The organism is Streptomyces sp. NPDC002676 (genome assembly GCF_053592455.1).
Map to the genome: position 1 here is coordinate 487,207 of NZ_JBSFVT010000002.1, position 26,724 is coordinate 513,930.

Sequence of the window (26,724 nt, forward strand, 5' to 3'; positions counted from 1 at the left end):
GACCCAGGTACTAACTTAGGTCTGCCTTAGCTTAGGCTTCCCAGTCGAGTCGCCCGATCACTCGAAGGGAACCTGATCATGCCGCGCCCCCTACGGGTAGCCATCGTCGGAGCCGGCCCCGCCGGGATCTACGCCGCCGACGCCCTGCTCAAGTCCGGGGTGGCCGCCGAACCCGGCGTGTCCATCGACCTCTTCGAGCGGATGCCCGCCCCGTTCGGCCTGATCCGTTACGGCGTCGCACCCGACCACCCGCGCATCAAGGGCATCATCACCGCCCTGCACCAGGTGCTCGACAAGCCGCAGATCCGCCTGTTCGGCAATGTGGACTACCCCACCGACATCAGCCTGGACGACCTGCGCGCCTTCTACGACGCGGTGATCTTCTCCACCGGCGCGACGGCCGACCGCGAGCTGCCCATCCCGGGCATCGACCTGGACGGTTCCTACGGCGCCGCCGACTTCGTCTCCTGGTACGACGGCCACCCGGACGTGCCGCGCACCTGGCCGCTGGAGGCCGAGAAGGTCGCCGTGCTCGGCGTCGGCAACGTGGCGCTCGACGTGGCCCGGATCCTGGCCAAGACGGCGGACGAACTGCTGCCGACCGAGATCCCGGCCAACGTCTACGACGGCCTGAAGGCCAACAAGGCCCTGGAGATCCACGTCTTCGGCCGCCGCGGCCCCGCGCAGGCGAAGTTCAGCCCGATGGAGCTGCGCGAGCTGGACCACTCCCCCAACATCGAGGTCATCGTCGACCCCGAGGACATCGACTACGACGAGGGCTCGATCGAGACCCGGCGCGGCAACAAGCAGGCCGACATGGTCGCCAAGACCCTGGAGAACTGGGCGATCCGCGACATCGGCAACCGGCCGCACAAGCTGTTCCTGCACTTCTTCGAGTCGCCCACGGAGATCCTGGGCGAGGACGGCAAGGTCGCCGGCCTGCGCACCGAGCGCACCGCCCTCGACGGCACCGGCAACGTCAAGGGCACCGGCGAGTTCAAGGACTGGGACGTCACCGCGGTCTACCGCGCGGTCGGCTACCTCTCCGAGAAGCTCCCCAAGCTGCCCTGGGACCTCGAGTCGGGCACCGTCCCGGACGCGGGCGGCCGGGTCATCGAGGAGAGCGGCGCCCACCTGCAGTCGACGTACGTCACCGGCTGGATCCGGCGCGGACCTGTCGGCCTGATCGGCCACACCAAGGGCGACGCCAACGAGACGGTGGCCAACCTGCTGGACGACTACGCGGGCGGCCGCCTGCACACGCCGGACTCGCCCGCGCCGGAGGCCGTGGACTCCTTCCTCGCCGAGCGCGGCATCCGCTACACCACCTGGGAGGGCTGGTACAAGCTGGACGCCGCCGAGCGCGCGCTGGGCGAGCCGCAGGGACGCGAGCGCGTGAAGCTCGTCGAGCGCGAGGACATGCTGCGGGAGAGCGGGGCGTAGGTCCTCGGCACCACGACCGCACCACAACTCGCGGAGAACGCACCACAACTCGTGGAGAACAGGGCCCGCCCCTGGCGGATGGGCGGGCGGGCCCTGCACGACGGACCATTGTGGGGGCCCGGCGGGCGGCCGGGCATGAGTGAACGGCAGTCGCCTGACGCGCACCGCGCGCGCCCCGGGTGAGCGGCGCGCTCTCCGTGCGCGCGGCGCACACCCCCACAGACCCGCGCGCGGCGACACCACACGCCGCCGCGGGCCCCCGCCGACGTGTCACGGGCCCGGGCGGTGATACTGGGAAGCACACTCGCCCCCATCAGCAGATTGACTCATGTCGAACTCCGCCACCGACCGCGCCACCATTCCGCAGACCCTCTGGGCGGCCCGGGGCCGCCACACCGGTGCCGACGCAGCGGACGTCGTCCGCCGCACCTTGTCCCGGCACAAGGAGAGCGGGGACATCGACGACTTCGCGGAGCCGCCCGCGCCCGAGGACGCCGCACGGCGGATCTTCGAGGCACGCTGGCGGGCCGGCGGCACGGTGACCGTGCGGGCCCGGCTCACCCTCGTACCGCGGCCCGGCCGTCCCGGCGCAGACGAGTGGACGCTCGTCGCCGAGGCCGAGCGCCCGTGGGACGAGGCGTGGCCCTCGCCCGCCACCCTGTTCTGGCCCGAGGCCGGACCCGCGGACGGTGACGACGGCTCCTGGGACCATCACCCCACGCTCAGCGGCGTACGGTTCCGGCAGGTCAACGCGCTGCCCGCGGACGACAAGGAGATGCGGCGCCGGCTGCGCGAAGCGGCCCGCGCGTCCTGGTGCCTCAACGTCGTCGTGCACGAGGCGATGACCCCGGACGAGCGCGGCCGGCTGCCGCTGGCCCGGCTGCTGCCGCCGGGCCTCAGGCACCGCGTGGTGGAGCACCGGGCCGCCCCGCAGCAACTGCGTGCCGTCAACTGGGCGCTGAAGGACCTCGGGGTCGAGGTGCCGCGCGGCGGCGCCGTACTGCTGCCCCCGGACCCGGCGCCAAAGGGTTACGACGGCCAGGAGCACAGCGTGCGCAGCGTCTTCCTGGACGGCACCGAACCCGCCGAACTCCTCGCGGCGCTACGGCACTTCGCCGCCCTGCCCCGCCCCCTGCCGCAGGACGCACAGGAGGCGCTGGCGGACCTGCGCGACAACTGGACCCTGATGACCGTCCAGGAGGAGCTGGAGCGCGCGAAGCAGCTCGTCGCCATGTACGCCGAGGCGCTGGAGGCGATGACGAAGTCCCGGGACCTGTACCGGGAGGCCGCCGAACAGGCCCACGCCGCGCTGTCCGCCTACCGCGACACACCGGCGTCGGCACCCGCCGCCCTGCCGCAGCAGCGGCCCGGCTCCCGGACGCCGTCCGCGCTGCAGCAGTTGACGCGGACGTTCGAACGGCTGAAGTTCACCGGCAAGGGGCCGCGCCCGGGTGAGGTCGACGACCCCGGCGACAGCGGCGCAACCGTGCGGCCGGAGTAGACGTTCCCCTGGTCAGGAGGCCACAAGGAGACCGTATGGATGCCACGACCACGACCCTGCTGCTGATCGCCGCCGTCCTCGCGGCGCTGCTGCTGGCCGTCGCCGTCGCCCTCCTCGTCCGGCTGGTCCGCGCCCGCCGCACCCTGCGCCGGGCCGGACTGCCGACCGGCCCGCGCTGGGTGTTCTGGGGCGCGATCGCGTACCTGCTGCTGCCCACCGACCTGCTGCCAGACCCGGTCTACCTGGACGACATCGGCGTCCTGCTCCTCGCCCTGCGCAGCCTGCGCACACCCCGTCCGCTTCCGCCGGAGACCACCGGTTGAGTAAGGCGGTCAGCGCGAGCGCAGGGTCTGTGAAGGCAGTTCGCCGAAGCGGGAGCGGTACTGCTCCGCGAAGCGGCCCAGATGTCCGAAGCCCCAGCGGTAGGCGACGTCGCTCACCGTCGTCACCTCGAGCTCGGCGCCGACGAGTTCGTCGCGGACCCGCTCCATACGCACGTCCCGCAGATATGCCATGGGGGTGGTGCCGAGCTGACGGCGGAACACCTCCTGCAGCCAGCGGACGCTCACGCCGCCGACCTCGGCGAGCTCCGGGGTGGTGTACGGGTGTTCGGGGCGGGCACGGATGGCGTCGACCACACGCTTGACGGGGCGGGCGTAGCCGTGCGGGGCGGGCTGGTCCAGAGCCTCCCGCCAGGGGTGACCGGTGGCCAGCAGCAGCCCGGTGAGCAGCGCGTCCTGCATACCGGCCGCGAGCAGCGGCTGGTCCAGCAGCCCCCGCTCGCCGCCGATCTCGTCAGCGACGACCCGCACCAGCCGGGCCCAGCTGCGGCCGGGGCCGACGGTGAGGTCCATGGTGGGCGCGAGACGCAGCGGGGCGTGCAGCGCCTCCCCGGTGAGGGCTTCCAGGTGCCGTACGAGCGCCTGCGGCTCGACCTTGACGGCGAGCACCCGGCAGGCGCCTTCCCAGTGTTCGAGGGTGGTGCGTCCCTCGGGCTGGAAGACCCCGGCCCGGGCGGCCGTGGCCACCCTGGTGTCCCGGGGGCCCTGCCGCCACGCCAGCCGGCCGGTGAGCGGCAGGTCCACGTGGTAGGAACCGAGTTCGTCGAAGCGCATGCGCACGTCCGCGCCGCAGCGCAGCTCGCCCACGGTGAACGGGCCGAGGCGGGCCATGTCGAAGACCGCGTCGAGGTGCCGGCCCGGTTCGAGCAGGTCGATGAAGGTGTCGTAGTACATCGCGCCGATCGCGGCGCGTGCCTCGTCCAGGTCGGTGGTCCGCAGGGAGAGGCTGGCGGGTGCCGGTCCCGTGCGCTCGGGGCCCTCGGCGTGCTCGGCCACGGGAGGCGGCTCCTCTCGGATCTCCTCGGGTCACGGCCCGGCCGCCGGGCCGCACAGGGCGTAGTCGTCAACGTGCTACCCGTGGCCGAGGCCCGGCCAACCGGCCCGGTGGACCGGATTTCCGGGACGCTCCCCGGCGCGCCGCACCCCTCCCCCGCATTCTGTCTGCTCCGCCCAGGTGCTTCCGCAGTCCGGGGGGCGCATTCTTGCTGTGTCATCCACTCGGCGGCGCACGGGACGAGGTGGGTCGATGGCTGGCAGCGGGGAGCGCGCGGTCCGGACGCGGGCCCGGCTCGCCGCGCTGCTCGTGGACGCCTCGACCGGCGCGCTCGGCGTGTCCGGGGGCCGGGTGGCGGGCGTGTACCTGCGCTCGCGCACGCCCGGCATGCTGCGCCTCGCGGTGCTCGTGGGGCTGCCCGGCCCGCTGTTCCGGCCCTGGTGGCGGATGCACATCGGCCGCCCCTTCCCCATCGCCGACGCCTACCGGCTCGGGGTGCCGGTGGTACTGCCGAACGCCGCGGAGACGGTGCACCGGTACCCGCAGTTCGCGGCGGGCCTGCCCTTCCAGTTCGGGTCGGTGCACGTGCCCGTGCCGGGCGGTGCCGAGCCGCTCGGGGTGCTCACGGTGCTGCGTGCGTCGGCGGCGAACGCCGTGGACGAGCTGGTGGACCGGGAGCCGGTCGCCCGCCTCGCCGAGGGGCTGGGCGCCGAGCTGCTGGGCCTGGCCGACGGGGACGAGAGCGCGGTCCTGTGGGACGGGGAGCCGCTGTGCGTACGGCCGCCTTCGAGCCGGCCGCCGCACGCCCGGATGGGGAGATTCACCTGGGATCCGGAGACTTCCGTGGTGCGCGCGGACGAACGGCTGCACACCCTCCTCGGGCTGCGGCCGGGCGAGTTCGCGGGCACGGGGACGGCGGCGGCACTCATGGAGGCGATGGCACCGGCCGACACCCACCGGATCCTGGCGGCGCTGCGCGACACCGCCGCCGGGAAGCCACCGGGCGCGCCGCTGAGCGTGCGCTCACCGGACGGCGCCCCGCTGCTGCTGGACCTGTGGCTGGAGGCGTACCCGGGCGGCGCGGCGCCGGTCGGCGGGATCGTGCTCGACGCGTCCCCGGCCGCGGCCGGGGACGGCGCGGCGGACCTGCTGCCGCAGGGCGTGTTCTGCCTGGACCGGACGGGGCTGCTCGTCTACGTCAACCCGGCCGCGGCCCGGCTGGCGGACGAGCAGCCGGAGGGGCTGGTCGGGCGTCCGCTGTGGGAGGCGCTGCCGTGGCTGTCCGGGCCGCCGTTCGACGACCATCTGCGCGAGGCGCTGCTGTCACCGGAGCCGGTGCACTTCCACGTCCGGCGGCCGGCCGGGCCACGCGCACAGGACGGCGAGGGCGACTGGCTCGCCGTGTCGGTGCACTCGGGTGCGGAGCTGCTCACCTGCACGATGGTCCCGGCCAGCCGGGTGGACGCGCCGCCGGAACCGGTCGCGCCGGCGCAGGCCCCGCGGGAGGCGGTGGCGGCCGGGCGCTCGTTGGCGCCGCTGTACCGGCCGATCGCGCTGGCCATCGCGCTGACGGACGCGGTGACGGCCCGGCAGGTGTCGGCGGTCGTCGTGCAGGAGCTGCTGCCCGTGTTCGGCGGTCGGCGCCTGGCCATCTACCTGCTCCAGGACCGGCATCTGTTCCTGGCCTGGGAGAGCGGCTTCCCGCAGGGCTTCCTCGCTCCCTTCGACGGCGTCGGCCTGGACGCGCACCTGCCCGGCGTGGAGACCCTCACGACCGGCCGGCCACTGTTCTTCGAGTCCATGGAGCAGCTGGCCGCCGACTATCCGGGCATCCCGCTGGACGCCGTGGAGGGCTCCCGCGCGTTCCTGCCGCTGATCGCCTCCGGGCGGCCGGTCGGCTCGTGCATCCTCGGCTTCGACCGGTCGCGCAGCTTCAGCACCGAGGAGCGTACGGTCCTCACGGCGCTCGCCGGACTGATCGCGCACGCGCTGGAGCGGGCGCAGAGGTACGAGAGCGAGGCGGCACTGGCCCGGGGCCTGCAGCAGGCCCTGCTGCCCCGGCGGCTGTCGGCGGATCCGCGGGTGGAGACCGCGGGCCGCTATCTGCCGGGCACGCAGGGCATGGACGTGGGCGGCGACTGGTACGACGTGGTGGCGTCCGGGGACGGGCTCGCGCTGGTCATCGGCGATGTGCAGGGGCACGGCGTGCAGGCGGCGGCCACCATGGGCCAGCTGCGCAGCGCGGTGCGCGCGTTCGCGCTCGGCGACCGGCCGCCCGACGAGGTGCTCAGCGGCACCAACCACCTGCTCATCGACCTGGACCCCGGCCAGTTCGCCAGCTGCTGCTATCTGCGGCTGGATCCGGCAACCGGCCTGGCCCGGATCGCGCGGGCCGGGCATCCGCCGCCGCTGCTGCGTTCCCCCGACGGGCGTACCCGGGTGCTGCACATCCCGGGCGGTGTCGTCCTCGGGGTGGATCCGCAGGCCCGGTACCCGGTGACGGAGCTGCTGCTGGAGCCCGGCGCGATCCTCGCCCTGTACACGGACGGCCTGGTGGAGCGGCCCGGCGCGGACATCGACGACGGCATCACGGCACTGCGGCTGGCGCTGGCCAAGGCCGGTGCGGCGGCGGGGCGGCGGGGCGGGCGGTCCCTGGGCGGGGTGGCCGACCGGCTGACCGCGACCGCCCGGCAGGCCACCGACCGCCCCGACGACGTGGCGCTGCTGCTGGCCGCCCGGCGCCCGGCGTCCGTGCCGCGCAGGTGACCGGTGTACACCGCCCCTGGCAGCGGCTGTCACCTCCCCCCGTGCTCTGGCCTGAGGGAGCCGGGCAGTGTAGACATGGGCTCATGGTCCGACTGCCCGGCCGGCCCGTGTCGCGGCCTCCCCGTCCCTTCGGGCAGCCGCGCCCGTCGCGAGGCGGCCGTCCGCAGGGCGGCGGTGCCGACGGCGGTCCGCCGGGGGCGCTGCGGGCTGCGGTGACCGGGCGCAGCGTCGCCGGGCAGGTCTTCCTCCTGCAAGTGGTGATCGTGCTGCTGCTGGTCCTGGCGGCCGTGGTGGCGCAGGTGCTCCAGGTACAGCACGACAGCAACCTGGAGGCCCGCAACCGCTCGCTGGCCGTCGCCGAGACGTTCGCGAACGCGCCGGGCACGGTGGCGGCGCTGCGCACCCCGAACCCGACGGCCGTGCTGCAGCCGCGCGCCGAGGCCGCCCGCAAGGCGACCGGTGTGGACTTCATCGTCGTGATGAACACCGACGGCATCCGCTACACGCACCCCAACCCGGACCGCATCGGCAAGAAGTTCGTCGGGAACCTCGCCCCGGCGCTGGCGGGAGGGACGGTCACCGAGCGCATCACCGGCACGATAGGGCCGCTCGTCCAGGCCGTGGTGCCGGTGAAGGACGCCGGCGGCAAGGTGGTGGGCCTGGTGTCGGCCGGGGTCACCACCGAGCACGTGGGCAGGGCCGCCAACCAGCAGATTCCGCTGCTGCTCACGGCGGCTGCGGCGGCTCTCGCGCTGGCCACGGCGGGCACGGCCCTGGTGAGCAGACGCCTGCTGCGGCAGACGCGCGGGCTCGGCCCGTACGAGATGACCCGGATGTACGAGCACCACGACGCGGTGCTGCACGCGGTGCGCGAGGGCGTGCTGATCGTCGGCGGCGACGGCCGGCTGCTGCTCGCCAACGACGAGGCGCAGCGCCTGCTGGACCTGCCCGAGGGCGCCGAGCGGCGCAGTGTGCTGGAGCTGGGCCTGGACGACGAGACGGCCGCCCTGCTGGCCTCGGGGCGGGTCGCGACGGACGAGGTGCACCTGGTCAAGGACCGGCTGCTGGCGATCAACCAGCGGCCCACGGACGTGGCCGGCGGCCCGGCCGGCAGCGTCACCACGCTGCGCGACTCCACCGAGCTGCGCGCGCTCTCCGGCCGCGCGGAGGTGGCGCGCGAGCGGCTGAACATGCTGTACGACGCCGGGGTCGGCATCGGCACCAGCCTGGACGTGACCCGCACCGCCGAGGAACTGGCCGAGCTGGCGGCGCCCCGGTTCGCGGACTACGCCACGGTGGACCTGTTCGAGACGGTGCTGAACGGCGAGGAGCCGCGGCCCGGGACCACGCTGCACCGCGCGGCCTGCGCCGGGATCCGCGACGACTCGCCGCTGTACCCGGTGGGCGAGCGCATCCGGTTCGTCGCCAGTTCGCCGCAGGCGCGCAGCCTGACGACCGGGCAGTCGGTCGTGGAGCCCCGGCTGCGCGAGGCGACCGGCTGGAAGGCGCAGGATCCGGAACGCACCCAGCAGGTCATCACGTACGGCATCCACTCGCTGATCACCGTGCCCCTGCGGGCGGGCAGCCTGGTGCTGGGCGTGGCGAACTTCTGGCGTTCGGAGAAGCCTCAACCGTTCGACGCGGAGGAGCTGGCCCTCGCCGAGGAGCTGGTGGCACGGGCCGCGGTGTCCATCGACAACGCGCGCCGGTACACACGCGAGCACACCATGGCGGTCACGCTCCAGCGCAGCCTGCTGCCGCGCACGCTGCCCGAGCAGGGCGCCCTGGAACTCGCCTACCGCTATCTGCCGGCGCAGGCGGGAGTGGGCGGCGACTGGTTCGACGTGCTGCCGCTGTCCGGAGCCCGGGTGGCGCTGGTCGTCGGTGATGTGGTGGGGCACGGGCTGCACGCCGCGGCGACCATGGGCCGGCTGCGCACGGCCGTGCACAACTTCTCCGCGCTCGACCTGGCCCCGGACGAACTCCTCAGCCTGCTGGACGAGCTGGTCGGCCGGATCGACCAGGACGAGACCGCCTCGGACGGCGCGGCGGCGGTGACCGGCGCGACCTGTCTGTACGCGATCTACGACCCGGTGGCGCGGCGCTGCACCGTCGCCCGGGCCGGGCATCCGCCGCCCGCGCTGGTGCTCCCGGACGGCACCGTGGAGTTCCCGGAGGTGCCGGCCGGTCCACCGCTGGGCCTGGGCGGGCTGCCGTTCGAGACGGCCGACCTGGAGCTGCCGGAGGGCAGTCGGCTGGTGCTGTACACGGACGGGCTGGTGGAGGGCCGCGACCGGGACATCGACGTCGGCCTCGACCTGCTGCGCGACGCGCTGCTCCGCACGGCCGACGCCTCCCCGGAGGACACCTGCCGCACCGTCCTCGACGGGCTCGCGGCGCGGCCCAGCGACGACGTGGTGCTGATCGTCGCGCGCACCCACGTCCTCGGCCCGGACCGGGTCGCCCAGTGGGAGGTGCAGTCGGATCCGGCAGCCGTCTCACAGGTCCGGGCCTCGGTGACCAGGCAGCTGGCCGAGTGGGGCCTGGACGAGCTGGAGTTCACCACGGAGCTGATCCTGAGCGAGCTGGTCACCAACGCCATCCGCTACGGGCGCGCGCCCATCGGCGTACGGCTGCTGCGCGACCGCACGCTGATCTGCGAGGTCTCCGACCGCAGCACGACCTCGCCGCATCTGCGGTACGCGGCAACGACCGACGAGGGCGGCCGGGGCCTGTTCCTGGTCGCCCAGCTCGCCGAGCGCTGGGGTACCCGCTACACCGCCGACGGAAAGATCATCTGGGCGGAGCAGCTGCTGCCCTGAGCGCGAGCGGCCCGGGCGGCCCGGGCGGTCAGTCCTCCAGCCGGGAGCGCAGCAGTTCCTTGCCCATCTCGGCGCCCTTGCGGCTGTCGGCCTGGGCCTTGCGGAACAGGTCGCCGAGTTGGTTGTCGTGGTCGCGGTCGGCGTCCTTGATGTACGTCTCCAGGCGCAGGGCGTTGTCCAGACACGCCTCGACGTACCAGATCAGGTCGTAGTTCTTGTCGCGGGTACCGGTGATGCCGCCGGTCTCGTCGGTGCTGGCCATCGGGTCTCCTCCTTGTGCGGACCCTGAGCGGATGGGCCCTTCGCACACCCCGGGTACCCGTGCGGCCGGCGGGTACACGGCCGGGTCAGCCGAGCGCCTTGTCCAGGTTGAACGCGGCACTGATCAGGGACAGGTGGGTGAACGCCTGGGGGAAGTTGCCCTGTTGCTCGCCGGTACGGCCGATCTCCTCCGCGTACAGGCCGAGATGGTTGGCGTAGGTGAGCATCTTCTCGAAGGCGAGCCGGGCGTCGTCGACCCGGCCGGCCCGCACGAGGGCCTCGACGTACCAGAAGGAGCAGATGGAGAAGGTGCCCTCGTCGCCGCGCAGTCCGTCGGGGCTGGCCTGCGGGTCGTAGCGGTAGACGAGGGAGTCGGAGACCAGGTCCTCGGTGAGGGCGTCCAGGGTGGACAGCCACTTGGGGTCGGTGGGGGCGATGAACTTGGCGAGCGGCATCATCAGCACGGCGGCGTCCAGCACGTCCCCGCCCTCGGACTGCACGAAGGCCTGCCGGCGCTCGGACCAGCCGCGGTCCATGATCCGTCGGTAGATGGCGTCGCGGGCCTGGCGCCAGCGGGGCAGGTCGGCGGGCAGGCCGCGCCGGTTGGCGAGGCGGATGGCGCGCTCGACGGCCACCCAGCACATCAGCCGGGAGTACAGGAAGTTCTTGCGGCCCCCGCGGGTCTCCCACACGCCCTCGTCGGGCTGGTCCCAGTTCACGCACACCCAGTCGACCAGGTGGCACAGGTCGTCCCACTGGCCGCTGGAGATGGGCTGCGCCCACTTGTCGTAGAGGTAGATGGAGTCGATCAGGGCGCCGTAGATGTCCAGCTGGAGCTGGTCGGTGGCGGCGTTGCCGACCCGGACGGGGGCGGAGCACAGGTGTCCTTCGAGGTGGGGCAGCTCGCGTTCGGGCAGGTCGGAGCGGCCGTCGATGCCGTACATGATCTGCAGCGGACCGGAGCCGCCGCAGCAGCCGGGGCTGATGTTCGTGGTCACGAACTTCATGAAGGCCTCGGCCTCGCCGCTGAAGCCGAGCCGCAGCAGGGCGTAGACGGCGAACGCGGCGTCGCGCACCCAGACGTAGCGGTAGTCCCAGTTGCGTTCGCCGCCGACCTGCTCGGGCAGGCTGGTGGTGGGCGCCGCGACGATGGCGCCGGTGGGAGCGTAGGTGAGCAGCTTCAGGGTGAGCGCGGAGCGGTGCACCATCTCGCGCCAGCGGCCCCGGTAGCGGGACTGCTGCAGCCAGCGCCGCCAGTAGGCGACGGTGGCGTTGAACTGCTGCTCGGCCTCGGCGTGGGCGCAGCTGCGGGGGGCCACCGCGGTACCGGCCTGGTCGAGGGCGAACACCGCGCTCTCGCCCTCGGAGAGCTTGAAGTCGGCGCGTGCGTCACGGTCGTCGCACTCCATGGCGACGGTCGAGGTGAGCGCGAGCGAGCGCTGCGGCGACTCGAAGAACACCATGCCGTCCACCATGCGCAGGGTGTGCGGGTCGGCGCCGTAGTTGAAGCGCGGCGCGACGAGCACCCGGAACGGCACGGTGCCGCGTACGCACACCACGCGCCGGATGAGCCGGTGCCGGGCGGTATCGCCGGCATGGTGGTCGTCCCCGGTCACGGGCATGAAGTCCTGGACCTCGCCGACACCTTCCTCGGTGAAGAACCGGGTGATCAGCACATTGGTGTCGGGGAAGTAGAACTGCTTGGTGCGTGCCGGTACGGCTGCGGCCAGCTCGAAGGAGCCGCCGCGCTCGGCGTCGAGGATGGCCGCGAAGACACTGGGGGCGTCGAAGGACGGGGAGCAGTACCAGTCGATGGTGCCGTTGCTGCCGACCAGCGCCACACTGCGCAGGTCACCGATGAGCCCGTGCTCGGCGATCGGCAGGTAGCGGGAGCTGCGGAGTGCGTCCTGCGCGAACGGCGTCTGGTCCATCGGGCCTCCCGGTGCGGGGTGCTGGATGTTCTCCAGCTTAGGAGCGAGTGCTTTCCGGCGGTACAGGGCAGGCGCTCCGCGACCCGGTGCGCGGGCCCTTCGGGATGCAGGGTGCGCCGAGCCGGGGAATGGTAAGAGGGTGCCCCGTTCGGCGGCACCGGCACGGATGAACTCATCCGGACCGACGAGGAGGCAACATGTCGACATCCACACCTGAAGGGTCCCGTTCGACCGAGGACTCCATCACCCCGGACGCCCTGCTCCACTCGGCTCCGCCGGCGAATGTCACCGCGGAGGACCTGGTGATGGCGGCGGGCAGGGACGTCACACCGAAGAACCTCGACTGGGCGCGACGCAAGCTGGAGACGGAGGGCCAGGCGGCGGTCGAGAAGCTGGCCCCCTAGGGCGTCCGGGGAACGCGAGACACGACACGAACGACACGAACGGGGAAGCCGGCCGGGCGAGGTGGCGCCCGGCCGGCGCTTCGCGCGTGTGCGCAATGCGTCAGCGTGTGTGCGCATGCGGGGTGGCGGCGGCCGTCTCCGGGAGGTCGTCCTCCGTGTCGACGCACACCACGCGCACCCACCGCACCGCGTTGTTGGCGAAGCCGCCGCGGTTCCACCGCTGGTCGAGGGGCTGGGTGTGGCTGTCGGCGTCGCTCGCGCGGGCGGCCAGGGCGTGCTCGCCGGGGGTCGCCGTCCAGGTGTGGCGCCATCCGCGCCAGGCCCAGCGGTACGCGTCCGCGGCGGCGTCGAGGTCCGCGGGCCGCCAGCTCCGGCCGCCGTCGGTGCTGACCTCCACCAAGGTCACAGGGGCCTGTCCGGACCAGGCGCGGCCCTCCAGCGTGACGCTTCCCGGCCGCAGGACGCGGGTGCGGGACATGAAGTCCGGGAAGCCGGGCGGAGCCAGCAGGGCGCGGGGCTCGATCAGGGTGACGGGCTCGCCCTCCTCCTCGTCGCTGTGCCGGATCCGGTAGGCCACGCGCTGCTGGAAGCCGGTGAACGGTACGCCGCTGACGGTAACCGTGCGCAGCCACTTCACGTGGGCCATGCCGTACCAGCCGGGCACGACCAGCCGCAGTGGCCTGCCGTGCTGCGGCGGCAGCGGGGCGCCGTTCATGGCGGTGGCGACCAGCACCTCGGGGTCGCGGCCGGTGGCCACGGCCAGCGGCAGCGCGCGCCGGTAGTCCTGCTCGACGCCGCGCTCGACCCCGTGGTCGGCACCGGCGAAGACGACGTCCACGGCGGCCGGGTCGGCTCCCGCCTCGTCCAGCAGCAGCCGCAGGGGTACGCCGGACCAGTCGGCGGTGCCGACGGCCTCCACCAGCCAGGGCTGGCTGACCGGGCGGGGGGTCAGCAGGGCCCGCCCGTTGCCCGCGCATTCCATCGTCACCCGGGTGGTGACCTGCGGGAAGGACAGCAGGTCGGCGAGGCTGAGGTCGAGCGGGCGGCGCACCCGGCCGTCGACGGCCAGCCGCCAGGCGCCCGCCTGGGGCACGTAGGGGATGTCGTAGTGCGTGAGGACGTAGTGCAGCCCGGGCGGGGTCACGTCGTAGCGCAGCGCCTCCAGCGGGAGACCGTGGTTACGGGTGGCGAGGGCGAGCTCGTCCGCGCCGATATCCTCGTCGGCACCGGCCAGCCGGGCAGCGGCGCTCACCTCGCCGGGTCGCGGGGCCATGGCGTCATTGTCCCTCCGGCGGTGGGGGCGGGCGATCCGGATCAAGTGCCGGATGATCACTCGTCCAGGAAATCGGCAATCGCCGGGCAAAGGTCGGGAACGAAACGGGCCGCACATTCGTCTACAGTCCAGTAGTCGGTCTACAAATGTGTAGTCGGATGCAATCGGATGTTGTCCAAGGAAAGGGCGTGCGGCGATGGCCACTCCCCCGCACCTGGCGTCGCAGCTCGCGGTCAACGTGCTCGACGCCCACTCGCTGCTCGCCGCCTTCGGCGTGCTCGGCGTCGGTGTGATCCTGTTCGCGGAGACGGGCCTGCTCATCGGCTTCTTCCTGCCCGGCGACTCGCTGCTGTTCACGGCGGGCCTGCTGTGCACGGGCGCGTCCGACCGCGGGGTGCACCTGTCGCTCGGCCCGCTCCTGGCGGCGGCGGCCGTCGGCGCGCTGGCCGGCTCGCAGTGCGGGTATCTGCTCGGCCGCAAGGCGGGAGGGACGCTGCTCGCCCGCAGCAGATCGGCCCGGCTGCACGAGGGCGCCCAGCGCGCCGAGGAACTGCTGGAGCGGTACGGGTACGCGAAGGCGATCGTCCTGGCCCGCTTCGTGCCGGTGGTGCGCACGGTGCTGAACCCGATGGCGGGCGCGCTCGGTGTACCCGCGCGGACCTTCACCCTCTGGCAGGTGACCGGCGGCCTGGTGTGGAGCCTCGGCCTCACCCTCGCGGGGTACGCGCTGGGCTCCTCGATCCCGAACATCGACAAGTACCTGCTGCCGGTGATCGCGCTGATCGTGGTCGTCTCGCTCGTCCCCCTCGCCGCCGAGGTGCTGCGCTCCCGCAAGGCTGCGAAGGAGACCCCCTGATGGTCCTCGCGCTGACCGGCTCGTCCGTCGACGGGCCGCTGTACCGGGACGTGGTGGGCCTCGCCCACCACTCCCCCGGCTGGCTGGACGACCTCATCGCGGCCTGGTCGGCGTACGGGCTCGCGGTGTTCGCGCTGCTCATGGTGGTCGGCTGGTGGCGGGCCCGCCGGGCGGGGGCCGACGCGGCCTTGGCGGCGCTGGCCGTGCCGGTGGTCGTGGTGCTCGCCTTCGCCGCCGACTCCGGGCTGAAGCTGCTGGTGCGGGAGGACCGGCCCTGCCGGGGCCTGGCGTACCGCACGCTGGAGGCGTGTCCCGCGCGCGGGGACTGGTCGTTCCCGAGCAATCACGCCGCGATCGCCTTCGCGGCGGCGGTGGCCCTGTACTTCGTCTCCCGTCGGCTCGGCCTGGTGGCGGCTGTGTGCGCGGGCGCCATGGCGGCGTCCCGGGTGTGGGTCGGAGTGCACTATCCGCACGACGTCGCCGCGGGGGCGGCGGTCGGCGCGGCGGTGGCGCTCCTCGCGATGGCCGCGCTGCACCGCCTGCCGAAGGACCTGCCGGGACGGCTGTCGGCGACGCGGCTGCGGCCCCTGCTCACGACGTCATGAACCGCAAGGCAGTCGCCGAGCTGGCGGGCAGCGTCGGCCTCGGTGCCTGGGTGGCCTTCGGGGTGCTGACCCTGATCGTGTACGGCCACGGCGGCCCGCTCTACCTGGACCAGGGCCTGCTGTCCTGGTCCCTCGGCCACCGCCCGCCGGTCGCGCTGGCGGCGGCCCGCGGGCTGACCGACACGGGCACGGGAGTGTTCCCCTACGCCCTGGTCGTGCTCGCCGGGCTGCTCGTCGGCCGCACGAGAGGGCAGCGGCTGGCGTGTGCCCTGCTCGGCGCGGCCTGTCTGGCCGCGGGCCAGGCGGTGCGGTACGGCGTGCTGGAGCTGGTCGCCCGGCCCCGCCCACCGCACGCCGACTGGCAGACGCACGCCTCGGGCTGGTCCTACCCCTCCGGTCACACCACCACTTCGGCCCTGGCGGCCGGGCTGGTGATCCTCGCCGTGTGCCTGCGCGCCCCGCAGGGCCGGACCGCGCTCTGCACGGTGGTCGCCTGCTGGGGAGCGGGGGTCGGGCTGACCCGGGTCTTCCTGGGCGTGCACTGGTTCACCGACGTGGTCGGCGGCTGGCTGTACGCCGTAGGCTGGCTCGGTGTCTGCCTGTGCGCGGCGGCCTGGTGGCTGCCGGCGTGGCTCGTACCCGCCCGTGCTACGGCCACGACCGACAGGACCGCGACCGGTAGGACGGCGACGAACGCAACGCCGGACACCGACGCGAACGACAGCAACGCGAACGACGCGACCGACACCGCCGACACGGCCACTGCGCCGGTGGAGAAACATGCGCCCCAAGATCCTGGTCGTCGAGGACGATCACGCCCTGCGTGACGTGCTGCGGCGTGGCCTGCACGACGAGGACTTCGACACGGTGTGCGCCGCCGACGGCGCCACCGCGCTGCGGCTGGCCGGCCCGGACATGGCCGCCGCCGTCCTGGACGTCGGGCTGCCCGACGCGGACGGCCGGGACGTGTGCCAGGCGATGCGCGCGAACGGCTTCCACGCTCCCGTGGTCTTCCTGACGGCACGGCACGGGCTGACCGACCGGCTGTCGGGGTTCTCGGCCGGCGGCGACGACTACCTGCCCAAGCCGTTCCACCTCGCCGAGCTGGCCGCCCGGCTGCGGGCCGCCCTGCGCCGGGCCTCGCCCCCGCCGACGCCCGCGGCGGCGGGCGGTCTGGTGCTGGACGCCGTACGGCACAGCGCCACCGTGCACGGCGACCGCGTCGAGCTCACGCCCACTGAGTTCCGGCTGCTGGCGGCACTGACGGCGGCGGGCGGGGACCTCGTACGCCGCCGCGACCTGCTCCGGGCGGGCTGGCCGGAGGGCGCGCACGTCAGCGACAACACGCTGGACCAGTACCTGACCCGGCTCCGGCGCAAGCTGCGCGCGGCGGGCAGCGAGCTGACCATCGGCACCGCGCGCGGCATAGGCCACCGCCTGACATGACACGTCCCGCCCGTCTCCTGGCCCGGCTCACTCCGCAGACCCTGCGCGGCCGGCTCTCGCTGGTCGCGCTGACCACGGCCGCGCTGCTGATGCTGATCCTCACCGTGATCTTCAACATGGTCGTCCGCCACCACCTGGAACGCGAGGCGGACGACGAACTGCGCGCCCGGGCAGCGGCCGTCGCCACCACCGTCGACACCCACCGGGGCCGGGTGCGGGTGCTGGAGACCCCCAACGACCGGCTCCTGGACACCAACGCGTGGATCTACGCCGGTACCCGCCTGCTGGAACACCCGCCGTCCACCGCCGCTTCCCTCACCCGGGCCGCGGACGCCCTCGCCGCCGACGGGCACGGCTGCCGCACGGTCGGCGGGCCCGACGCCGTCCGGCTGTGTGCGGAGCCGGTGCCGGGCGGTACCTCGTGGGCCACCGTGGTCACCGCCCTGGACCTGTCGCCGTACCGGAGTTCGGCCCGGACGCTGCTGTTGGGCTCGTTCGCGCTGGACGCGGTGATGCTCGCCTGCACCTACGCGCTGACCCGGCTGGCGGTGGGGCGGGCGCTGCGGCCGGTGCGCAACATGACCGGCCAGGCCACCGAATGGAGCGCCGTGACCTCCGAGGAGCGTTTCGCCGGGCGGGGGCGGCCTGCCGAACTGGCCGCGCTCGGCGCCTCGCTGGACTCCCTGCTGGACCGGATACGCGCGGTGCTGCGGCACGAGCGGCAGCTGACCGGCGAGCTGTCGCACGAACTGCGCACCCCGCTCAGCCGGATCGTCGCCGAACTGGACTGGTGGCGCTCCCGCCCCCGCACCGAGGCCGAGACCCGCGCCTGCCACGAGGTCATCGCCGAGGCCGCGCAGTCGATGCGCACCATCTGCGACACCCTGCTGGACGAGGCCCGCGAAGGCGTGCCGAGCGCGCCCGGCACCGCCGCCGTACAGCCGGTCCTGCACCGCCTGGCCACGGCGGCGGACGCCCCCGCCGCGGTGCGCGTCACGGTCACCGCCGGCCCGGGACCGCTCACGGCGGGCGTGCCCGCGGCACTCCTCGAACGGATCGTCAGCCCGCTGCTCGCCAACGCCGTGCGCTACGCAAGTACGACGGTCATGCTGTCGGCCGGCCCGACGGCCGACGGGATCCGGGTGGCGGTCACGGACGACGGGCCCGGCGTCCCCGAGGCGTTCACGGGCCTGCTCTTCCAGCCCGGAAAACGCGCCGACCCCGACGACGGACACGGCGGAGCGGGCCTCGGGCTGCCGCTCGCGCGACGCCTGGCCCGCTCCGCCGGCGGCGAGGTCTCCCACGACGCCGGACACGCCCCGGGGGCTCGGTTCGTGCTCACCCTGCCCGCCGGCTAGCAGCCGCGCCCGGCGCCCTCATCTTTGATCACCCAGACGTAGACGGTGACTTCGGGCACCTTGTTCCAGCGCGGCCTCCGGCCGGAACCCGGACGGATCCTGAGCGCTGCCACCCCCGCGCCTGGGCTCAGGGCGTCGCGTGCGGTCCGTCCGGACGGCTGCCGCGGCGTTCGATCATCTCGCGGCTCAGCTCCTCCGTCTCCGGCTCGGGCAGCCGCTCGAAGCCGTCCTCGGTGATGACCGCGACGACCGGGAAGATGCGGCGGTTGAGGTCGGGGCCGCCGGTCGCCGAGTCGTCGTCCGCCGCGTCGTACAGCGCCTGGAGCGCGGCCAGGGCGGCCTCCCGGCGGGTGAGGTCCGGCCGGAACAGCTTCTTCAGGGCCCCGCGGGCGTACGGCGAACCGGAGCCCTCGGCGTGGAAGTCCCGCTTCTCGTACAGGCCGCCGGCCGCGTCGAAGCTGAAGATGCGGCCCTGCCCGCCACCGGGCGCGGTGACGTCGTAGCCGGCGAGCAGCGGGACGACCGCGAGGCCCTGCATGGCCTGGGCGAGGTTCTGCCGGATCACGGTCGCGAGGCGGGTGGCCTTGGCGTTGAGGGTCATCGGTATGCCCTCGATCTTCTCGAAGTGAGTCAGTTCGACCTGGTAGAGCCGCACCATGTCGAGGGCGAGTCCGACTGTGCCGGCGAAGGCGACGGCCGTGTGCTCGTCGGCGGGGTGCACCTTCTCCAGGTCGCGCTGGGCGATGAGGTTGCCCATCGTGGCCCGGCGGTCGCCGGCGATCAGGACGCCGTCGCGGTAGGTCAGGGCGAGCACGGTCGTGCCGTGCGGGAAGCGGCCGGGGGCGGCCCGGACACCCTCGGGGAGCGGTGGCGCGGTGGGCAGCAGCCGGGGGCGGTACGCGGCCAGGAACTCGGTGAAGGACGAGGTCCCGGGCGCGAAGAACGCCTCGTGCGGCCGGCCTGTGGTGTCGTTCCCCGACATGTCGCTCCCCCTCCTGCGTGGCACAGCCCTGTGTGGCACACCTCTGTGTGGCACGACAACACCCCGCTATCCACTCCTACCTGGCGGGAGCGGGCGGGAAACTCCCCTGCCCTCACAGCGACTTGCGGCGCACCAGCATCGCGAGCACGAGCAGTCCGGGGATCAGGGGCAGCCACACCGTCAGCAGCCGGTAACCGAGCACGGCGGAGGCGGCGGTCGCGCCGGGGCTGCCGGACGCGGTGAGGGCGAGGGCGAGCGCGGCGTCCAGCGAGCCGAGCCCGCCCGGGGTGGGCAGCAGGGCGGCGGCGCTGCTGGCGGCGAGGTACAGCAGGGCGACCTGGAGCGGAGGCAGGGGCAGGGCGACGGCCCGGGTCACGGCGATGAGCACCGTTGCGTGCAGCGTGGCGAAGGCCAGCGAGCCGCCCCACAGGGCCGCCGCGCGGGCGGGGCAGGCGTGCGCCGCACGGACGTCGGCGAGCACGGCGGCGCCCGCCCGCCGGCAGCGCGGCCACAGCGGACCGGCCAGCAGGAATGCGAGCAGGCCGGCGAGGCCCAGCGCCAGTGCGAGCGCGGAGGGGGACAGGTGCGGCAGGCACAGCAGTCCGGGCCAGGCCGGGGCGAGTACGGCGATGAGGGCCAGGCGGGCGGCGGCGCCGGCGGTCGCCTTGACGGCGAGCGCGCTGGCCGAGCGGGCCGCGGGCAGTCCGCAGCGCATCAGGAAGCGCAGGTTCAGCGCGCCGGCGCCGAGTCCCGCGGGCAGCAGGTGGTTGGCGGCGCAGGCGGCGAACTGGGCGGCGACCAGCCGCCGTGCGGGGAGCCGCCGCACGACGGCGCCCTGCAGGGCGAAGGCCGAGGCCACCCAGGTGCCCGTGGCCGCCGCCGCGCCCACCAGCAGCCAGCCGTGGTCGGCGACGGCCAGCCGCCCGGCCCCGGTCTCGACCGTCGCCCAGTGCCGCCGCGCCAGCCACAGGGCGCCGAGCAGTACGGCGAGGCACACGCCGGTGTGCCAGTACGCCCGCCGCCGGCCGACCGAGGAGGTCACCTCCGCCGGGGCCGTCATGGGCGGCACCCGGAGGGCTCGCAGGGCGCAGCCGGCCGGCCCCCGGCACACCCCGTCCGGGCGACGGCCGCCTCCGCGCGGCAGGTCATGAGCCCGCCCCCGGTACGGAGTGGTACAGCCGCAGCTCGCCGAGCGGGGTGGACGGCCAGTCGCGGGCGTACCCGGGCGGGCGGGAACCCGCCGCCACCATCGCGGCCGTAGGGATCCGCCGGGCGGTGCGGGCGATGCCGGCCGCCGTCGCGTTGGCGTCGTGCCCGGAGGTCGCCGCCGAGGAGCAGCCGGCGTAGAAGGCGACCGGCAGGGCGTCGTGCCCGGTGAGGAGGCAGGGCGGGCGGACGCCGATGCGGTGCAGGGTGGCAGCGGTGCGGGACCAGGTGCGGTGGGCGGCGGTGGTGACGTGCACGGTGTGCACAAGGACGGTCAGTTGCACGGCGAGGTGGGCTGCGAGCGCGAAGGACACCAGGGTCACGGCGACCGGCCGCCAGGTCCGGCTCGGCACCTTGACGACGTACCAGATCGCTTCGGCGGCCGGGATCGCCAGCAGGGCGTAGGCGGGCAGCAGGAAGCGGGGCGCTGCGTAGCCGATCATGAAGAGGTAGGGGAAGGCCGCCGTGGCCGCGCAGGCGAGCGACAGAGCGGTCGGTGCCGTACGCCGGGCGCGGACGGCGACGGCCAGGCCGAGCGCGGCGAGCAGGGGCAGCACGAACCACCAGAGGGTGAGCACCGTGGCGGGCAGTGCACCGGTGCAGGGGCGGCACAGCGTCCGTCCGCCCAGGCTGCGCAGCTGGTCCACGACGGCCACGTGGAAGCCGAGGCCGCCCTGGATCGCCGAGGCGTCGTGCAGCCGCTGCGCGAGGCCGCCGTAGCCGACGTACGCCTCGACCACCCACTCCACGGCCCCGGCCGCGAGCCCGGCGAGGAGGACGAGCAGCAGCCGCCCGCTGCGGCGCACCAGGGCGAGGGCGAGGAGCGGCAGGGCCGCCCAGACCGCGTCCATGGGCCGCATCCAGGCCATGAGCGCGGCGCTCGCGGCGAGGCCCCACAGCGCGGCCCGGCCGGAAAGGCCGGACAGGCCGGACAGGCCGGCGCCGGCAGATCGGTCGGCGCCGGCACGCAGGAAGCACGCGACGGCGGTGAGGGCGCCGATGGCGACCCAGTAGTTGGGCATGGCCTGCGGGCCGTAGAAGAGGGTCACCCACAGGGAGGCGAACAGGGCGCCGGCGAGAGTGAGCACGCGGACGGGGAAGAGCCCGCGCCAGGCGCGCAGCGCCAGGTACAGCGCGAGGCCGGACAGGACGGCCAGGTAGACCCTGAGCAGAGCCGTCGAGGACGACCACGAGGCGATGGGCGCGACGAGCAGCGGAACGCCCCGCGCGCGGGGGGCGCTGAAGAAGGCCGCGGGCGCGTGCCCGCTGACCTGGCTGACGTACACGGTCTCGTCCCAGCCGAGGCCCAGGCCGGGCCGGACGAGGAGGAGTTGGGCCAGGGTGAAGGCCAGGGCGACGAGCGCGAGCGGGGCGCGGGCGCGCACCCCGGGGCCGTCGACGGACGGGCGGCGCGCACGCTCGCGCCGGGTCGCGACGAGTGTGGTGTGCGCGTTGCCGGCCATGATCACCCCTCTGCCCCTACAGTCTGTAGGGTTGCCCGGTTACCCTACAGCCTGTAGGACCGAGGGAGAGGGTCGGAAAAGAACCGCGAGTCGGGGAAAACACGGCCAAACTAGCGTGTTTCGCTGGTGCTTGCCGGTCAGGCAGGGCCATCCGGCCGACGGCACTACGCGCTGTAAGGTTGGGGCATGGCTGGCACAGGGTCCCGCGGCAGAGCGGAGCGGCGCAGCGCCGGGGCGCTGGAGAGCGAGGTACTGGCCGCCCTCTGGGCCACCGAGGGTCCGCTGACACCGGCGGAGATCCAGGCCGACATCGGCGGCGGACTCGCGTACAACACCGTCCACACGATTCTCAAACGCCTGTACGACAAAGGGTTGGTGCTGCGGGACGCCGACGGGCGGCGCGGCGCCTACCGGCCGGCGAAGAACGCGGCCGAGCTGACCGCCGAGGCGATGCACGAGGCCCTGGACCGGGGTCCGGATCCGATCGCCGCGCTGCAGCAGTTCGTGACCGGCCTGAGTCCCGAGGAGGAGCGCGCGCTGCGCGAGCTGCTCGCCGGAGGCGGCGCATGAAGTTCGACGTGTACACCCCGCTGGTGCTCTCGCTGCTGCTGGCCGCGGTCGGTCCGCTGGTCGGCCGGCGGGTCGCCCCGGCGCTCGCCGCGCGGGTGCTGACCTCGGCGGCCGTACTGACGGCCGCGGCCACCACCTGGTCGCTGGTGCTGCTCACGGCGGCGCTGCTCGGGGACGCGCCGCCGGTGGTGCGCGAGGCCCACGAGGACGGGCGGACGCTCGCGGATCCGGTGCCGGAGGTGATCGGGTTCGCCGCGTGTGCGGCGCTCGCGGTCGTCGCGTGGCGCGTACAGCGGGCGGTGCGCGCCGAGCGGCGCACGCGCCGGGCGCTGCGGCGGCTGTGCGCGGGCCACCCGGCGGACACGGAGCTGATCGTCGCGGCGTCCGAGGTGCCCAGGGCGTTCGCGATCCCGGGGCGGCCGGGCCGGATCCTGGTCACCTCAGCGATGCTGAGCGCGCTGCGGCCGGGCGAGCGGCGGGTGCTGCTCGCGCACGAGCGGGCGCATCTGGCCCACCGGCACGGGCCGCTGGTGACGGCGGCCACGCTCGCGGCGGCGGCCAATCCGCTGCTCGCCCCGTTGAGTTCGGCCGTCTCCTTCCTCGTGGAGCGCTGGGCCGACGAGCAGGCCGCGGCCCAGGTCGGGGACCGGCGGGCCACCGCCCGGGCGCTGGCGCGGGCGGCGCTGTCGGCGGGCCGGACCCGTACGGCCTGCGCCCTGAACTTCGCCGACCGCGCCGTCACCCGCCGCATCGCGGCCCTGCAGACGAGTCCACCCCCGCGGCTGTGGTCCGCCGCGGCTGCCGTACTCGTGCTGGGCGCACTGCCGGCGCTGCTCGCCGTCGACGCCACGGACGACCTGCTCGGCCTGCTCTCCGGCGTGCTGCCCTGACGGCCGTCCCCCAGCCACGTTCCGGCCGTATGCAAGCCGCACTCCGGCCCTCCGGCCGGGTGACACACTCTGCTGTGTGCCGCTGACCTTCGACGACCTCCTGGACCGTGCCCGCGCCCTCGCCCAGGGCGGCCGGCGTGCCCTCCTCGGCATCGCGGGCAGCCCCGGCGCGGGCAAGTCGACACTCGCCGAGCACCTGGTGCGCGCCCTGAACGCCGAGGGCCCGCCCTGGGCGGCGCAGGTGCCGATGGACGGCTTCCATCTGGCGGACGTGGAACTGGACCGGCTCGGCCGCCGGGACCGCAAGGGCGCGCCCGACACCTTCGACGCGGCCGGGTACGCGGCCCTGCTGCGGCGGCTGCGCGAGGACACGGACGACGTGGTGTACGCGCCCGGGTTCGAACGGGTCCTGGAGCAGCCGCTGGCGGGGGCGATCCCGGTGCCGCCGACCGCCCGGCTGGTGGTGACCGAGGGCAACTACCTTCTGCTGCGGGAGGGTTCGTGGCACCGGGTACAGCCCTGTCTGGACGAGGTGTGGTTCTGCGAGCTCCCCGAGGAGGAGCGGATCCGCCGACTGGTCGCCCGGCACGAGGAGTTCGGCAAGGACCACGCGGCGGCGGTGGCGTGGGTGCGGGGCACCGACCAGCGCAATGCCGACCTGGTCGCGACGACCCGGGGGCGGGCGGACCTGGTGGTCCCGGCCGCCGCGCTGCCCGCGTCGGGATGAACTCCGGCCGGTCGCGGGCCGTATCCGTGGACACGGCGGAAGGTCTGCCGGTACGACTCGTGCGGCGGTGACGCCTGTGGCGGCGGGCGCGGTGCGACAGTGGGGCGGATGATGGCGCGCGCACAGCAAACGGTCCAGCCGGGGCAGACAAGGCCCGCGGTCCCGGCACCCGAGGCCCCCGCTCGCCTGCGCGCCCGAGTACGCCTGCACCGCCGTTGGCTGACCCCGCTCCTGGTGGCGCTGCTGCTGGCCCAGATGGCCACCGCCATGGTCACCACGGCCGTACAGCAGACGCCCACGATCGACGAGCCCGTGTACGTCGCGACGGCCACCGACTACCTGCGCGAGCACCGGCTGCGCTACAACCCCGAGCATCCGCCGCTCGGCAAGCTGCTGATCGCCGCCGGTGTCGCGGTGGCCGATCCCCGCTACGACCCGTCGTACGCCGGCACCCAGGGCGAGGTGGGCCGGCATCTGCTGTACGAGTCGGGCAACGACCCCTGGCGGCTGATGCTGTGGGCGCGGCTGCCGGTGATCGCGCTGACCCTGCTGTTCGGGCTGGTGGTGTTCGCCTTCGCCCGGGACGTGACCGGCACCGCGGGCGGGCTGGTGGCGCTGGTGCTGTACGCCTTCGACCCCGACGTGATCGCGCACGGCGCGCTGGCCACGCTGGACGTGCCGGCGGCAGGTTTCGTGCTGACGTCGGCCTGGCTGGTGTGGCGGGCGCGGCGCCGGCCCCTGCCGTGTCTGGCGCTCGCCGGGGCGGCCCTCGGGGCGGCGATTGCGACCAAGATGAGCGCGCTGCCTGCCGTACCGGTGCTGATGGTCCTCGCGGCGGTGTCCGTGGCGACCGCCCGGCGCGGTGCCCACCGCTCGCGCAGGGTGCTCGGCGGGCTCGCGGGCGCGGCGGTCGTGGCGCTGGTGGCGGTCGCGGTGGTGTGGGCCGCGTATCTGGCCGTCGATCCCGGCCTGCACTTCACTCCGGCCGAGCCGGTGCCGGCCGTCCACGGGCTGCGCGGGCGGCTGACCGGCCTGCTGCCGCTGCCCCGGGCCTACCGGGACGGCATGCGGATGCAGTTCGGCCTGGAGGACCAGCCCTGGCAGGGCTATCTGTTCGGGCGGCTGTACACCGGCTCGCTCTGGTACTACCTGCCGGCCGCCCTGCTGGTGAAGACGCCGCTCGGGCTGCTCGCGCTGGGCACGGCCGGGGCCGTCGCCCTGATCGCCGTACGGCGGCTGCGGCCCGCGGCGCCGTATCTGCTGCTGCCGCCCGCGGTGCTGCTGGCGGCGGCGATGACGGGCTCGCGGGACTTCGGGACCCGGTACGCGCTGTTCGTGCCGATGTTCCTGGCGGTGGCGGCGCCCTGCGTGCTGCGGCTACGACCGCAATGGCAGTGGCGATGGCAGTGGGCGGCCGGGGTGACCGTGGCGCTGGTGACGTTCGTGGCGGTGAGTTCGCTGCGGACGTTCCCGTACTACCTGCCGTACGCCAACGAGGCGTTCGGCGGCCCGGCGCGCACCCACCGGCTGCTGCACGACTCCAATGTGGACTGGGGTCAGGACCTGGGCCGCCTCGCCGGCCGGCTGCGCACGCGGTACCGGGGCGAGCGGATCTGGCTGGTGTACAAGGGCAGCGGTGTGCCCTCGTCGTACGGCATCCACGCGGCCGATCCGCGTACGGTTGCGCCGGGCCAAGTGCACGGTCTGCTGGTGGTGTCGGACTCCTCGGTCGCCAAGGCGCGCGGGAAACTGGCCGAATTGATCGAGAGCAGTCGGACGATCGACCAAGTCGGCTATTCGATCACTTTGTACTGGCGATGAGCCTCCCCAAGTCACCGCCCCTGGTCGCCGCGCTCGGTGAGCTATGTTGAGTGGTCGTGGGAGACAAAGGAGACGGACCGGTGCCCTCGCCGCAGCAGGCACGCGCCCAGGCATCAGCGATCACCTCGGGCAGGACCGCGCCGGAGGGCGAGGCCTCACCGACATCCCAGCTGCGCGAGCTGTTCGACCGCCCGCACCTCTCCCCCGGGCAGCGCCGCATCGCCCAGTACCTGATCGAGCACATCACCGAGGCGGCGTTCCTGTCGATCACCGAGCTGGCGGACCGGGTGGGGGTCAGCCAGCCGTCCGTCACCCGCTTCGCCTCGGCCGTCGGCTTCAGCGGCTACCCGGCGCTGCGGGAGCGGCTCCAGACGATCGCGCTGCGCACGCTCGCCGGCGGGCCCGGCATGGAGAACCGCGCCAACGAACTGCAGGCGGCGGTCGATGGCGAGATCCAGAACCTGGAGAACCTGCGGCGCGACTTCGCCGACCCGGACCGGGTGATCCGCATCGGCCGCGAGCTGTCCCACTCCACCCCGCTCACCGTGCTTGGCCTGCGGATCTCGGTGTCCCTCGCCGAGTACTTCGGCTATGCCGCCCGCCGTATCCATCCCGACGTCCGGCTGGTGACCAGGGGCGGCAGCGTGGCGTACGACGCGCTGCTCCAGGCGCGCGAGGCGGGCGGCACCTGGGTGCTGGCGTTCGCCATGCCCCGGCACTCGCAGGAGACCCTGCACGCCGTCCGCGTGGCGCGGGGCGCCGGTCTGAAGGTCGCCCTGGTGACGGACCTGGCGCTCGGGCCGCTGGCCGACGAGGCCGACGTCACCTTCGCCACCGGCACCGGCTCGCGGCTGGTCTTCGACTCGTACGCGGCGCCCGGCGTGATGGCCGCCGCGCTGCTGCAGGCGATGACCGACGCCGACCCGGAGCGCACCCAGGCCCGCCTGGAGAAGTACGAGCAGCTGTCCGACCAGCACCAGTTCTTCCTCAGGGACTGAGCGCCCGCTCAGCCCCGCTGCCGATATCACCGGCCTCGCTGTCAGATTCATTCGCCAACGGGGATC

The 26,724-nt window shown here is 74.1% G+C and carries 23 protein-coding genes; 16 read left to right on the top strand and 7 right to left on the bottom strand.

Going from position 1 to position 26,724, the window contains the following annotated elements; translation table 11 throughout:
• The first annotated feature begins 78 nt into the window (after positions 1–78).
• The 3 genes from ACWD3E_RS09295 to ACWD3E_RS09305 all read left to right on the top strand — a co-directional run bounded on the left by ACWD3E_RS09295 (position 79) and on the right by ACWD3E_RS09305 (position 3,267).
• Complete coding sequence (locus ACWD3E_RS09295; RefSeq protein WP_451386917.1) at positions 79–1,443, top strand: FAD-dependent oxidoreductase; 1,365 nt, start codon at positions 79–81, stop codon at positions 1,441–1,443.
• Between the two features lie 328 nt (positions 1,444–1,771).
• Entirely contained in the window at positions 1,772–2,944 is a 1,173-nt protein-coding gene (locus ACWD3E_RS09300; RefSeq protein WP_451386918.1) for a hypothetical protein, read from the top strand.
• Positions 2,945–2,979: 35 nt separating this feature from the next.
• Positions 2,980–3,267: a DUF1232 domain-containing protein gene (locus ACWD3E_RS09305; protein WP_451386919.1), complete on the top strand. Its 288-nt coding sequence runs from the start codon at positions 2,980–2,982 to the stop codon at positions 3,265–3,267.
• 9 nt (positions 3,268–3,276) lie between these two features.
• Here ACWD3E_RS09305 and ACWD3E_RS09310 read toward each other — a convergent pair whose 3' ends face one another.
• Complete coding sequence (locus ACWD3E_RS09310) at positions 3,277–4,281, bottom strand: AraC family transcriptional regulator (RefSeq protein ID WP_451386920.1); 1,005 nt, start codon at positions 4,279–4,281, stop codon at positions 3,277–3,279.
• Positions 4,282–4,531: 250 nt separating this feature from the next.
• Here ACWD3E_RS09310 and ACWD3E_RS09315 point away from each other — a divergent pair, with 250 nt between their 5' ends.
• Positions 4,532–7,045 (top strand): SpoIIE family protein phosphatase, encoded by a 2,514-nt coding sequence (locus ACWD3E_RS09315; protein WP_451386921.1) that lies wholly within the window; start codon positions 4,532–4,534, stop codon positions 7,043–7,045.
• Between the two features lie 83 nt (positions 7,046–7,128).
• Complete coding sequence (locus tag ACWD3E_RS09320) at positions 7,129–9,867, top strand: SpoIIE family protein phosphatase (RefSeq protein WP_451386922.1); 2,739 nt, start codon at positions 7,129–7,131, stop codon at positions 9,865–9,867.
• A 28-nt stretch (positions 9,868–9,895) separates the two neighbouring features.
• Here ACWD3E_RS09320 and ACWD3E_RS09325 read toward each other — a convergent pair whose 3' ends face one another.
• Together ACWD3E_RS09325 and ACWD3E_RS09330 are read right to left on the bottom strand one after the other, a co-directional pair.
• Entirely contained in the window at positions 9,896–10,129 is a 234-nt protein-coding gene (locus tag ACWD3E_RS09325; protein WP_451386923.1) for a hypothetical protein, read from the bottom strand.
• 85 nt (positions 10,130–10,214) lie between these two features.
• Positions 10,215–12,059, bottom strand: a complete 1,845-nt coding sequence (locus ACWD3E_RS09330; protein ID WP_451386924.1) for a glycoside hydrolase family 15 protein — start codon at positions 12,057–12,059, stop codon at positions 10,215–10,217.
• A gap of 197 nt (positions 12,060–12,256) precedes the next feature.
• Here ACWD3E_RS09330 and ACWD3E_RS09335 point away from each other — a divergent pair, with 197 nt between their 5' ends.
• Entirely contained in the window at positions 12,257–12,463 is a 207-nt protein-coding gene (locus ACWD3E_RS09335) for a hypothetical protein (protein ID WP_451386925.1), read from the top strand.
• 100 nt (positions 12,464–12,563) lie between these two features.
• Here ACWD3E_RS09335 and ACWD3E_RS09340 read toward each other — a convergent pair whose 3' ends face one another.
• Positions 12,564–13,736 carry a molybdopterin-dependent oxidoreductase gene (locus ACWD3E_RS09340; RefSeq protein WP_451386926.1) on the bottom strand — a complete coding sequence of 391 codons (1,173 nt, stop codon included), beginning with the start codon at positions 13,734–13,736 and terminating at the stop codon, positions 12,564–12,566.
• A gap of 196 nt (positions 13,737–13,932) precedes the next feature.
• On the opposite strand from ACWD3E_RS09340, the gene ACWD3E_RS09345 reads away from it, so the two are divergent.
• Genes ACWD3E_RS09345 through ACWD3E_RS09365 form a run of 5 tightly spaced genes read left to right on the top strand, consistent with a single transcriptional unit; the run spans position 13,933 to position 18,001 of the window.
• Positions 13,933–14,592: a DedA family protein gene (locus tag ACWD3E_RS09345; RefSeq protein ID WP_451386927.1), complete on the top strand. Its 660-nt coding sequence runs from the start codon at positions 13,933–13,935 to the stop codon at positions 14,590–14,592.
• Complete coding sequence (locus ACWD3E_RS09350) at positions 14,592–15,197, top strand: phosphatase PAP2 family protein (protein ID WP_451386928.1); 606 nt, start codon at positions 14,592–14,594, stop codon at positions 15,195–15,197. The genes ACWD3E_RS09345 and ACWD3E_RS09350 overlap by 1 nt, the downstream gene beginning before the upstream one ends.
• Complete coding sequence (locus ACWD3E_RS09355; protein ID WP_451386929.1) at positions 15,194–16,024, top strand: phosphatase PAP2 family protein; 831 nt, start codon at positions 15,194–15,196, stop codon at positions 16,022–16,024. Before ACWD3E_RS09350 ends, ACWD3E_RS09355 begins: the two co-directional genes overlap by 4 nt.
• Entirely contained in the window at positions 15,978–16,643 is a 666-nt protein-coding gene (locus ACWD3E_RS09360) for a response regulator transcription factor (RefSeq protein WP_451386930.1), read from the top strand. Before ACWD3E_RS09355 ends, ACWD3E_RS09360 begins: the two co-directional genes overlap by 47 nt.
• Positions 16,640–18,001, top strand: coding sequence for a sensor histidine kinase (locus tag ACWD3E_RS09365; RefSeq protein WP_451386931.1), 1,362 nt, complete (start codon positions 16,640–16,642; stop codon positions 17,999–18,001). Before ACWD3E_RS09360 ends, ACWD3E_RS09365 begins: the two co-directional genes overlap by 4 nt.
• Before the next feature lie 127 nt (positions 18,002–18,128).
• Here the strand turns inward: ACWD3E_RS09365 and prcB are convergent, their stop codons facing one another.
• From prcB to ACWD3E_RS09380, 3 genes are all read right to left on the bottom strand, one after another.
• Entirely contained in the window at positions 18,129–18,983 is an 855-nt protein-coding gene (gene prcB / locus ACWD3E_RS09370; protein ID WP_451386932.1) for a proteasome subunit beta, read from the bottom strand.
• A 112-nt stretch (positions 18,984–19,095) separates the two neighbouring features.
• Complete coding sequence (locus ACWD3E_RS09375) at positions 19,096–20,043, bottom strand: lysylphosphatidylglycerol synthase domain-containing protein (RefSeq protein ID WP_451386933.1); 948 nt, start codon at positions 20,041–20,043, stop codon at positions 19,096–19,098.
• An 85-nt stretch (positions 20,044–20,128) separates the two neighbouring features.
• Positions 20,129–21,652 (bottom strand): hypothetical protein, encoded by a 1,524-nt coding sequence (locus ACWD3E_RS09380; protein ID WP_451386934.1) that lies wholly within the window; start codon positions 21,650–21,652, stop codon positions 20,129–20,131.
• Between the two features lie 186 nt (positions 21,653–21,838).
• Here ACWD3E_RS09380 and ACWD3E_RS09385 point away from each other — a divergent pair, with 186 nt between their 5' ends.
• The 5 genes from ACWD3E_RS09385 (at position 21,839) to ACWD3E_RS09405 (ending at position 26,658) form a co-directional block, all read left to right on the top strand.
• Complete coding sequence (locus tag ACWD3E_RS09385; RefSeq protein ID WP_451386935.1) at positions 21,839–22,222, top strand: BlaI/MecI/CopY family transcriptional regulator; 384 nt, start codon at positions 21,839–21,841, stop codon at positions 22,220–22,222.
• Positions 22,219–23,112 (top strand): M48 family metalloprotease, encoded by an 894-nt coding sequence (locus tag ACWD3E_RS09390; RefSeq protein WP_451386936.1) that lies wholly within the window; start codon positions 22,219–22,221, stop codon positions 23,110–23,112. The genes ACWD3E_RS09385 and ACWD3E_RS09390 overlap by 4 nt, the downstream gene beginning before the upstream one ends.
• 76 nt (positions 23,113–23,188) lie before the next feature.
• Positions 23,189–23,839, top strand: a complete 651-nt coding sequence (locus tag ACWD3E_RS09395; protein WP_451386937.1) for a nucleoside/nucleotide kinase family protein — start codon at positions 23,189–23,191, stop codon at positions 23,837–23,839.
• Between the two features lie 108 nt (positions 23,840–23,947).
• A complete protein-coding gene (locus tag ACWD3E_RS09400) occupies positions 23,948–25,660 on the top strand; it encodes a phospholipid carrier-dependent glycosyltransferase (RefSeq protein ID WP_451386938.1) in 1,713 nt (570 codons plus the stop codon).
• Between the two features lie 80 nt (positions 25,661–25,740).
• Positions 25,741–26,658: a MurR/RpiR family transcriptional regulator gene (locus tag ACWD3E_RS09405; RefSeq protein WP_451386939.1), complete on the top strand. Its 918-nt coding sequence runs from the start codon at positions 25,741–25,743 to the stop codon at positions 26,656–26,658.
• Positions 26,659–26,724 lie beyond the last annotated feature (66 nt).

Bases quoted from the DNA above. Each gene is read 5' to 3' on its own strand.
- ACWD3E_RS09300 (WP_451386918.1), top strand. From the start codon at position 1,772: ATGTCGAACTCCGCCACCGACCGCGCCACCATTCCGCAGACCCTCTGG.
- ACWD3E_RS09390 (WP_451386936.1), top strand. From the start codon at position 22,219: ATGAAGTTCGACGTGTACACCCCGCTGGTGCTCTCGCTGCTGCTGGCC.
- ACWD3E_RS09305 (WP_451386919.1), top strand. From the start codon at position 2,980: ATGGATGCCACGACCACGACCCTGCTGCTGATCGCCGCCGTCCTCGCG.
- ACWD3E_RS09375 (WP_451386933.1), bottom strand. From the start codon at position 20,043: ATGACGGCCCCGGCGGAGGTGACCTCCTCGGTCGGCCGGCGGCGGGCG.
- ACWD3E_RS09335 (WP_451386925.1), top strand. From the start codon at position 12,257: ATGTCGACATCCACACCTGAAGGGTCCCGTTCGACCGAGGACTCCATC.
- ACWD3E_RS09360 (WP_451386930.1), top strand. From the start codon at position 15,978: ATGCGCCCCAAGATCCTGGTCGTCGAGGACGATCACGCCCTGCGTGAC.
- ACWD3E_RS09315 (WP_451386921.1), top strand. From the start codon at position 4,532: ATGGCTGGCAGCGGGGAGCGCGCGGTCCGGACGCGGGCCCGGCTCGCC.
- ACWD3E_RS09340 (WP_451386926.1), bottom strand. From the start codon at position 13,736: ATGGCCCCGCGACCCGGCGAGGTGAGCGCCGCTGCCCGGCTGGCCGGT.
- ACWD3E_RS09345 (WP_451386927.1), top strand. From the start codon at position 13,933: ATGGCCACTCCCCCGCACCTGGCGTCGCAGCTCGCGGTCAACGTGCTC.
- ACWD3E_RS09295 (WP_451386917.1), top strand. From the start codon at position 79: ATGCCGCGCCCCCTACGGGTAGCCATCGTCGGAGCCGGCCCCGCCGGG.
- ACWD3E_RS09325 (WP_451386923.1), bottom strand. From the start codon at position 10,129: ATGGCCAGCACCGACGAGACCGGCGGCATCACCGGTACCCGCGACAAG.
- prcB (WP_451386932.1), bottom strand. From the start codon at position 18,983: ATGTCGGGGAACGACACCACAGGCCGGCCGCACGAGGCGTTCTTCGCG.
- ACWD3E_RS09365 (WP_451386931.1), top strand. From the start codon at position 16,640: ATGACACGTCCCGCCCGTCTCCTGGCCCGGCTCACTCCGCAGACCCTG.
- ACWD3E_RS09380 (WP_451386934.1), bottom strand. From the start codon at position 21,652: ATGGCCGGCAACGCGCACACCACACTCGTCGCGACCCGGCGCGAGCGT.
- ACWD3E_RS09350 (WP_451386928.1), top strand. From the start codon at position 14,592: ATGGTCCTCGCGCTGACCGGCTCGTCCGTCGACGGGCCGCTGTACCGG.
- ACWD3E_RS09400 (WP_451386938.1), top strand. From the start codon at position 23,948: ATGATGGCGCGCGCACAGCAAACGGTCCAGCCGGGGCAGACAAGGCCC.
- ACWD3E_RS09355 (WP_451386929.1), top strand. From the start codon at position 15,194: ATGAACCGCAAGGCAGTCGCCGAGCTGGCGGGCAGCGTCGGCCTCGGT.
- ACWD3E_RS09385 (WP_451386935.1), top strand. From the start codon at position 21,839: ATGGCTGGCACAGGGTCCCGCGGCAGAGCGGAGCGGCGCAGCGCCGGG.
- ACWD3E_RS09330 (WP_451386924.1), bottom strand. From the start codon at position 12,059: ATGGACCAGACGCCGTTCGCGCAGGACGCACTCCGCAGCTCCCGCTAC.
- ACWD3E_RS09320 (WP_451386922.1), top strand. From the start codon at position 7,129: ATGGTCCGACTGCCCGGCCGGCCCGTGTCGCGGCCTCCCCGTCCCTTC.